10 protein-coding genes and 1 tRNA gene are annotated in these 9,659 nt (G+C 25.2%); all 11 read left to right on the top strand.

What is annotated here, in order from left to right; genetic code table 4:
• Window positions 1-15 precede the first annotated feature (15 nt).
• Window positions 16-92 (top strand) — tRNA-Arg (locus AB668_RS03230).
• A 55-nt stretch (window positions 93-147) separates the two neighbouring features.
• Window positions 148-900, top strand: a complete 753-nt coding sequence (locus AB668_RS03235; protein ID WP_050517599.1) for a DUF3196 family protein — start codon at window positions 148-150, stop codon at window positions 898-900.
• Window positions 893-1,204, top strand: a complete 312-nt coding sequence (locus AB668_RS03240; RefSeq protein WP_050517600.1) for a hypothetical protein — start codon at window positions 893-895, stop codon at window positions 1,202-1,204. Before AB668_RS03235 ends, AB668_RS03240 begins: the two co-directional genes overlap by 8 nt.
• 37 nt (window positions 1,205-1,241) lie before the next feature.
• Window positions 1,242-2,543, top strand: coding sequence for a GTPase ObgE (obgE, locus tag AB668_RS03245; protein WP_050517601.1), 1,302 nt, complete (start codon window positions 1,242-1,244; stop codon window positions 2,541-2,543).
• A gap of 1 nt (window position 2,544) precedes the next feature.
• Window positions 2,545-3,288, top strand: coding sequence for an NAD(+) synthase (gene nadE / locus AB668_RS03250; RefSeq protein ID WP_050517602.1), 744 nt, complete (start codon window positions 2,545-2,547; stop codon window positions 3,286-3,288).
• A 91-nt stretch (window positions 3,289-3,379) separates the two neighbouring features.
• Window positions 3,380-3,646, top strand: coding sequence for a TIGR04561 family membrane protein (locus AB668_RS03255; RefSeq protein WP_050517603.1), 267 nt, complete (start codon window positions 3,380-3,382; stop codon window positions 3,644-3,646).
• A 3-nt stretch (window positions 3,647-3,649) separates the two neighbouring features.
• Window positions 3,650-4,567, top strand: a complete 918-nt coding sequence (locus AB668_RS03260; protein ID WP_152908046.1) for an MSC_0882 family membrane protein — start codon at window positions 3,650-3,652, stop codon at window positions 4,565-4,567.
• A gap of 26 nt (window positions 4,568-4,593) precedes the next feature.
• On the top strand, window positions 4,594-5,700 hold the full coding sequence (locus tag AB668_RS03265) for a nicotinate-nucleotide adenylyltransferase (protein WP_050517604.1): 1,107 nt from the start codon (window positions 4,594-4,596) through the stop codon (window positions 5,698-5,700).
• Entirely contained in the window at window positions 5,693-6,364 is a 672-nt protein-coding gene (mtnN, locus tag AB668_RS03270; RefSeq protein ID WP_152908047.1) for a 5'-methylthioadenosine/S-adenosylhomocysteine nucleosidase, read from the top strand. The genes AB668_RS03265 and mtnN overlap by 8 nt, the downstream gene beginning before the upstream one ends.
• A 193-nt stretch (window positions 6,365-6,557) precedes the next feature.
• Complete coding sequence (locus tag AB668_RS05835) at window positions 6,558-7,943, top strand: transposase (RefSeq protein WP_050517605.1); 1,386 nt, start codon at window positions 6,558-6,560, stop codon at window positions 7,941-7,943.
• Window positions 7,944-8,153: 210 nt separating this feature from the next.
• Window positions 8,154-9,659, top strand: a 1,506-nt coding sequence (locus tag AB668_RS03280; RefSeq protein WP_050517606.1) for an IS1634 family transposase, incomplete at its 3' end; no start/stop codon positions are given.

Here is a 9,659-nt window from a genome sequence, read left to right on the forward strand (position 1 = left end):
TTCATATATGTAATTGCCCATGTAGCTCAGTTGGATAGAGCACGCGCCTTCTAAGCGTGAGGTCGGAAGTTCGAGCCTTCTCGTGGGCACCACTTCGAAAACAAACATTCATGCTTAGGCATGAATTTTTTTATATAAGGAGATTATATGAGCAACTTTTACGATGAGTTATTAAGTGATATCAAAAAAGCTATTGATGATAATGATTTTGAAAATGCATTAAAATTAATAAATACTGAACTTTCTATGCCTTATATTCCTGAAAATGTTGAATCTGATTTATTAAAATATTTAAAAATAATTAGAACCGAACAAAACAAAAACTTGTTTGAAAATAATAGAAATTTTAATATTGATAAAATTAGAGAAATGTTAAATTCAAAAGATACTATTCAACAAATGATAGCGATAAAGAATTTAGCTTCAGTTAATATAAGATTACTATTAGAAGATGTAGAAAAATATTTAATCTCTAAAAATAATAGCAACGATAATAAAACGTTTTTACTACTAGCCTTATCAGAACAAGACATTAATATTGATTTTAAAGTCTTAAAAGATAAAGAATATATTATTAATCCAAGTCAAATAGATGTTCAGTCAATTGATTGAAAAATAGAAAAAATAGAAAATAAATTAATTGAATTTATAACTGATAAAAATCCTAGTTTAATTGAAATGTCAAAACAAATTTTATTTTCTTACTTTTTGAATAGTTTTCCTAATATTGATTTAGATGAGATTAATGAAATAGCAGTTGCAGTTTTATATACTACATACGAAATTAATAATATCAATTTAGATTTTGAACAAATAAAAACTAAGATATCATTTAATAAAGATAAAGTAAATTTAATCTTAAAAGTTATAAAAGAAAGTGGTGCTTTTATAGATGAGTAAAATAAACTTTAGTTCTAATAATTACAAGAAATTTAATGATTATAATTATGTAATGAGTCAAGCATTTGGTATAACTTGTTCGTTGTGTGATGAGCAAGAAATTGAATTTGTTGTTAAAAATAGTCCAACTCCACTTGGAAGATTGTTAAAAGATAAAAACTGTAACTTAACTGATAAAGAAGTTGAAAAAATAGCAAAAGAAGAAATTATTAAATGAGAGTCGTTAGAAGAGCAAAATTTTAATAATGATATTGCAACATTTTTATGTTGAGAATGTTGAAACAATTTAACAGAAAAAGAATAAAAATAGTAGATAATAGAAGCAAAAAGAGGTGTTTAAAATGAAATTTATTGATACTGCCAATTTTGTTGTTAAAGCTGGAAAAGGTGGAGATGGTGCGGTTAGTTTTCATCATGCTCTTTTTGTTCCTAATGGTGGTCCTAATGGTGGAGATGGTGGAAATGGTGGATCAGTCTATTTTCAAGGTGATTCAGGAAAACATTCATTACTTGATTTAAAATTACAAAAAAAATATCAAGCTGAAGACGGTATAAAAGGTGATATAAAGAACATGCATGGAGCTAAAGGTGATGACAAAATCATTAAAGTTCCAGTTGGTACAGTACTTTTTGATTCAAAAACTGGTGAAATTTTAGCAGATATTAATAAAGATCAAAAACTAGTTATGATTGCTAAAGGTGGAAAAGGTGGAAGAGGAAACGCAAGATTTGCAAACTCTAGAAATAAAGCTCCAACTATTTTTGAAGCAGGAGAACCTGGTCAAGAATTTGAAATCAAAGCAGAATTAAAAGTTTTAGCTGATGTTGGATTTGTTGGAAAACCAAATGCAGGAAAATCAACTTTATTAAGAGCTATATCAAATTCAAAACCTGAAGTTGCAGATTATCCATTTACTACATTAAACCCACAACTAGGTGTTGCTAGAACTAAAAATGGTGATACATTTGTTGTAGCTGACCTTCCTGGATTAATTCAAGGAGCCAGTTTAGGAAAAGGACTAGGACATCAATTTTTAAAACATATTGAAAGATGTAGAGTTATTTGTCATGTTTTAGATATGTCAGGAAATTATGGAACTGAAGATGTAATTCAAAATTATGAATTAATTAAAGAAGAACTTACTGCATATAATCTAAATCTAGAAAAACGTCCTGAAATTATTGTTCTAAATAAAATGGATTTAGATGAAGCTCAAATAAACATGTTAGATGAAAGAATTATTAATTATTTTAAAGATAAAAACACCGTACAAATTTCAGGATTAAAAAAAGAAAATATCGATCAATTCTTATTTAAGATTTATGATGTTTTAAAAGATGCTAAAGATATTCCTTTATGAGAAATGGAAAATCAAGAATCAAATGAAGATATTGCAATTTATACACTAGAAGAAGAAAAACCAGATATTCAAGTAATCAACAGAGGAAATGGAAAATGAGAAATTTCTGGTGATACTATTCTAAAAATATATCAAAAATTCCCTATTTGAACCGATGATAACTTATTAATGTTTAATGAAAAATTAAAAAACACAGGTGTTTATAAAACGTTAGAAGAACGTGGAATAAAAAAAGGTGATTTTGTTAAAGTGTTTGATTATGAATTGGAGTGAATGGATTAATATGTCAAATAAATTAGAAAATTATTTAAATTATTTAGTTGAATTTATCCAACAATCTGTAAAAGAAGCTAAAGCTGATGGTGTTGTGGTTGGAATTAGTGGTGGAATTGATTCAGCTGTTGTGGCTAATTTAGCTAAAAAAGCATTCCCTGAAAACTATCTAACTGTATGGATGCCAATTTATTCAAGTGATGAAGACTATAAATGTGCAAATGAATTAGTTCAACAATGTGATTTAAAAAATGTAGAAGTTGATTTAAAACCTACATTTGATATATTTAAAAATAGTTTTTCAAACTTAGATCAAGAACCTAATTTGCTATCTATGTCAAATGCAAAAGCAAGACTAAGAATGACAACTTTATACACAATAGCTCAAACTAAAAAATATTTAGTTTTAGGAACTGATAATTTAGATGAATGACACATAGGATACTTTACAAAATTTGGTGATGGCGGAGTTGATCTTGTTCCAATTATTCATTTATTAAAATCAGAAGTTAAACAAGCTGCAAAATTATTAAATGTACCAGAATCAATTATTACAAGACAACCTACAGCAGGATTATGAGAAAATCAAACAGATGAAGCTGAAATTGGATTTAGTTATGATCAAATTGATAGTTATCTACTAGGAAATAATTCAGATCCAAAACTAAAAGAAAGAATAGATTATTTACATAAAATTAGCGAGCATAAAAGAAATATTGCCAAAGCTCCTAAACCATACAATAGAAAAGACTAGTTGAACTAGTCTTTTTAGAAATCTATTAACACTATTAGAATATTAACTTTTCTCACATGTTAAAATAAATTTAGAAACGGAAGTGATTTACATGATACTATATGCTTCAGGTATTGAAATTTTTGGTATTAATGTAAACTTTATAACAATTTTATCTATTTTTATTTTTATAGGTTGTTTCACACTGATGGGTTATTTAATAATCTTATTTGTTTCATTTAGAAGAAGAAAAAGTAATACAAAATTAAAAAAAACAGAAATTCAAAAACAATTGAATTACATTGATGATGAAATAGTTTCTATTATAGAAAATATAAAACAAGAAAAATCTCAATTACAAGAAGAGAGAAGGGTTTAGTTTATGGATGATATTACAAGTAAAAAAACAGATTCTTTTAATTTGTTAAATGAGAATCATTTTACTGAAACAAGTTTAAAAGAAGCAGTTAATACTCAACAACATAATTTAACCGATCAAACTTCATCACAAAATAAAAACCCTTTGTTACTTCCTAAATTTTCTAGAAAAGAATTAGATAATGTCGAAATGCCTGATCAAATTGCAAAAGAAATTAGAATGGAAAAATATAGAATTTTAGGTATTCAATTAATAGGGATTTTACTAGTTCTTATATCAGCATTTTTTTTAATAGTTTATTTTACAGCTAATGAAAAAACTGATATTTTAGGTATTGATAAAGCATATATTCCTAATCCTATTCTTATGGGAATTGTTGGTTTTATAGGTTTAATTATTTTGATTATCGGTTTAGTTGATTATAGACAAATTTTATTAGGTGTTAGAACTTATAAAACAAATTTATTAATAGGAAAAGACACTATACCATTCTTTTTAATTAAACATTATAGATACTTAATTAAAGGACCAATTTATATAAATTGATTATGTTCAACTATTTATTTATATGGATCATTAACCCTTGGAATAATGATAGGAATTAATGAAATATTTAAACGTCAAAATAAAGAACAAATTATTTCTGAAATTATTATTGTTGGAGTGATTTTAATAGCAACAATTTTATTTCATGTGTTTTCATTAATCTCAATTAAATGAAGAAAAGGAAATATCTCTTCATATTATGGTTATGAAATTTTATCTTCAGAAGAAATTAAAGAATCAAAAAAACAAGCTAATAAACAATGTCTTATTGTATTTTTTATAATACTAGCTATTGTATTATTTATAGTATTTATTCCTTATATGTTAATTAGAAAGAAAAAAAGACTATCTTTAATTCCTTTTCTTACACAATAAATAACTAATTTTAAAGGTGATCAATGATGAAAAAGAAAATTGCATTATTTGGAGGTAGTTTTGATCCAATACATACAGATCATGTAAATATAGCTAAAGCATGTTATCAAAAATTAGGTTTTGATCAAGTTTGGTTAATACCAACTTTTTTAAATCCTTTTAAATCAAAGCAAAATAGTTCAGTTGAACATAGAATGGCTATGTTAGAAATTATTAAAAATAAATATGATTTTATTTTTATAAATGATTATGAAATAAAAGCTAACAGATCTGTTCAAACATACGAAACAGTTTCGTATATGATTGAAAAATATCCTGAATATGAATTTTGTTTTATTATGGGATCTGATCAATTAGATCGATTCGAAGAATGAAATAATTTTGATGAGTTAATTAAATTAATTAAATTTAAAGTTTTTAAAAGAAGCGATAATTATAATAAACAAATTGCTTTAAAATACGATTTAGAGATGTTTGATTTCAAAAACAATAATTTATCTTCAACTGATATTAGAAACTTAATAAATCTAGATAAACAAATACCAGAAATAAATAATTACACAAATCTTAACTTGTTATATATGCATGAAAGATTAGAAAAACATATGGATGAAAAAAGATATGTTCATTGTAAAAATGTTGGACAAATGTCATATGAATTAGCTAAGAAATGAAATGTAGATGCACAAAAAGCATTGGTAGCAGGAACTTTACATGATATAACAAAAAGATGAGATAAAGAAAAACAAGAACAATATTTGAATAAGTATTTACCTGAGTTATTAAATGAACCTTTTCCGGTTTGACATTCTTATACAGGGTATTTACATTTAAAATACGATTGATTAATAAAAGATGAAGAAATTTTAAATGCTGTTTTTAATCACACAGTTGGAAGCAAAAATATGTCTATGTTAGATATGATTGTATTTTGTGCAGATAAAATAAGTGTCGAACGAGATTATGAAGGTGTTGAAGAACTTCGTAAATTATGTTTTGAAGATTTAGAAAAAGGTTTCAAAACTTTATTAGAAAATCAATATAAAGTAGCTATTAAAAAGCACGGAATTAATAGTATAGGATTAAAATTAATAGAAACAGTTAAACATTATTTAGGTGAAATTAATGAGTAAAAAATTAGTAATAAGTGCAATGTATGAAGAATTAGAACAATCTATTTTACATTCATCAACTAAATTAATAGAAAATAATGAAATTGTTAAATTATATGAATCAAACGATATATTATTTGCAATTACAGGAATAGGGTTAGTTAATGCTAGTGTTGGATTATCATACATTTTATCAAAATATCATATAGATCAAATTTTAAATATAGGAACTTGTGGTTCATTAAATAAATCATTAAAACAACAAGATTTTGTTATTGTAAAAAAAGCATTTTATTCTTGTGCTGATGCAACTGCATTTGGGTATAAATATGGTCAAGTTCCAAAAATGGAAGAATTTTTTGGACAAAACAATCAACTATTTGAACATGTAAAACAAAATAATAGAATTGTTAGTCAAGTTAATATTGCCTCATCTGATATTTTTATATGTAATAAAAAACACGTTGATTTATTTATAAACAAAATAGATGAAAATATTGATGTTATTGATATGGAATGTACAGGTTTTTTTCACACAGCAAGACTATTTGAAAAAGATATTGTTTCAGTAAAAGTTATTAGTGATGTTTTATTTGAAGAAAAACCTAATTCTTTACAATTCAAAGATTTTATTAAAAAAGCTTCAGAATTAATCTGAGAATTTATAAAGGAAATAACTTTATAATAAACAAAAGTTTACCGCATAAATTAACTATACAAACATCTTAAAATATAATAAAAAAGCAGTTATTGCATAAAAAATGAGATTTTAATTAAAATATCTCGTTTTTTATTCCAGAAATTTATAAAAAATATTTTAAAATCTTACTTAATTATGCTATAATTTAACTATATAATTAACTATATAGGAGGTTAACATGGTAGTACCACTAGAGATACGACAAGTTCCAAGACCAAAGAATACTGTAATTAAAAAATCTGGTTCAAAATGAGCTGTAATTGAAAGAGTTGGTTGTGTAAGAAAAAACGGTTCTAACCAACCAAAAGAGGGTAAAGTGATAGGACACATCATTGATGGTGAGTTTATTAAAAAAGAAGGAATTAAAAAGGAGATTAGCTTTAAATATTATGGTGATTATGAATTAGCTAAATCGGTTTCACAAGATATTTTAAGTGATCTAAAAGAAGTTTATACATCAGATTTTGCCAATCACTTGTATGCAATTTCATTATTACGTTCTATAAATCCAAAAATATCATATAGCAACTTAGAAGAAACATACGAAGAATCTTTTATTTCTAATGAATTTCAAAACTTAAAACTAAGTAAAAATAATATTTCTAAATTTCTAAGATCAGTTGGTCTTGATTATGGAAAAGCGCTTTTATTCATTAGAAACAGAGTTAAAAAAATTGATTATGATAACAGAATTGCTATTGATGGGATGTTAAAAAATAATAATAGTAGAATTAATTCTTTAAATGACTTTTCTTTCAAATCAAAAATTAAAAACAGTAAAAACATATCCATTATAGTTGCTTTCAATGTATCGACAAAAGATGTAATTTGTTCTCTTCCATATCCCGGAAATTGTGTAGATGTCACTAGTTTTCCTTATTTCTTAGAAAAAACAGGTATAACAAAAGGAATTGTAATTGGTGACAAAGCAATGAATAATGAACGCTTTGCAAACATTGGTTTTATACACCCTTTAAAAAGATCCTCGAAAATTTTAGATAAAATTGATGCTTATAATATGTCAGAAAAACTTGACGATAAAGAGAATCCAACATGATGTAAAAAAGTATTTTATGAAGACAAATATTATTATTGTTTTAGAGATGTTAAAAGAGCATTCAAAGAAGAACACGACTTTATGTCAAGCAAAAAATTCTCAAAAGAAAGATATGACAAAATGAAACACAAATTTGGCACTATTGCATATGTTTCTGACCAAGACATAGCATGTCAAGAAGCCTTGAATATGTATAAGCAAAGATGGGAAATTGAACTTGTTAATGACTTTTACAAAAACACTTTGGAACTTGATTCAGTTAAAGTTCATGATGATTTAAGTGTTTATGCAGATGAATTTATCAATATGCTTACATTAATTATTGGTTATAGAATTAAAAATAAATTTGAAGATGCAGGTTTATTTAAAACTAAAACATATAGAGAAATAATGAAAATTTTTAAACAATATAAAAAAGTTCAAATACCAGATAAACCTGATATTTGATACTTAACAAGAGTTGCTAAAAAGAATGAAGAGATAATAAACAAGGTCTTATATAGTTAATTTTTTGGGAAAGTTTTAAATAAACAAAAAGGTGGAAAGAAAGAAAATTCCACCTTTTTTAACTCACTATTTGATCTTCACGATTAGAATATCTGTCTCTTATCCTACGTTTCCCACTTAGTTACAAAAACAGCACGTTTTTAGTAGCTATATTTTTTAAAAAAATATAAATATCTATACTTTTATGCTTAAATATGATATAATAGAAATATGAAAAAGTCAAGAAAAGATACAAAAAGACAATGAAGAACATCAATAGCAAGAGTTAAGAAGGGTGAATATTTATCAATTGGGGTGTCGAGAAGAGATAACAAGGGGTATGAATTCAGATTTGGTTATGGTTATTTACATGAATTGAAAGAATATCACGATGATCCGCTAACTGTGATTAAAGCAATTATTGCAAACTTCCCACTATCTTGAACAAAAGAACAAGCTAAAACAAAATTAGATGAAATCTTCAAAGAGAAAAAATCATTGAAAAAAGAGGTTATAGAAAGGTATAAAGGTTACGAGATTATTGAAAAACTCTTTGATTATTTCGATATTTTTGATAATTGTTCTACTACAAGATCAACAACACTAAAAGATGTTATTATGCAATTAATTTATCAAAGAATTAAAAATCCGATTAGCGTATTTAACACTTACAAAACAATAAAAAAAGAAAGAATAGATACTCATTCAAAAAATTCATTTTATAGATCGTTAGACTATATTGCTAAAAACAAAGATGAAATCCTAAAAAATTTAAATAAAAAGATTTGTGATAATACAAATAGAAAAATCGATGTTTTGTGATTTGATGCAACAACCGCATATTTTGAAACATTTTCAAGAGAAGGGTTTAAAAAGCCTGGTTATTCAAAGGATGGAAAATTCAAAGAAGATCAAATTGTAATAGGAATGGCAACCGATGAAAACGGAATTCCATTACATTACAAAGTTTTTCCTGGAAATAGCACTGATTCAAATACATTTATTCCCTTTATGCTTGAAATTGCAGGCCTTTATGAAATAAACACAGTAACTATTATTGCTGATAAATGTATGAGTGTTAATAGAAATATTAGATTCTTAGAATCTAAAAATTGAAACTATATAATTTCTTATAAGATGAAAGCTGGTAGCAAACAGTTTAAAGAATACGTTTTAGATGAAAAAAATTATATAACTGATGGTTCTTTTAAATATAAAGTTCGTGATATAGCTTCTTTTTACAATAAAAAACGACCAAACGGTCATTTCAGAAAACAGATAATAACTTTTAGTAAAAAACGTGCAATAAAAGATAAAAATGATAGAGATATCTTGGTTCAAAATTTTATTAAAAAGATGAATAAAGATAATTTAGTTTCTTATGACAATTTAGCTGGTTCAAAAAAATATAAGTTTTTTAAACCTATAAATAAAGGTGCTTTTTATGAATTGGATGTAGCAAAAATAAATGAAGATGAAAAATACGATGGATATTATGTTTATGAAACAAATAGAACTGATTTATCTGTAGTTGATATTGTAAATTTATATTCAAAACAGTGACAAATTGAATCTAATTTTAAAACGTTAAAAGGTAAATTGTCACTTCGTCCAATGTATCTATCAACATGAAATCATATTGTTGGATATATTTGTTTATGTTTTGTATCTTTAGTGTTTTTAAATTATGTAGTTTACCTTTTGAATTCTAGATTAGGATTACAAGGTAAAAATAGA

The sequence above is a fragment of the Mycoplasma sp. HU2014 genome (genome assembly GCF_001199495.1).
Lineage (GTDB): Bacteria > Bacillota_I > Bacilli_A > Mycoplasmatales > Mycoplasmataceae > Mycoplasma.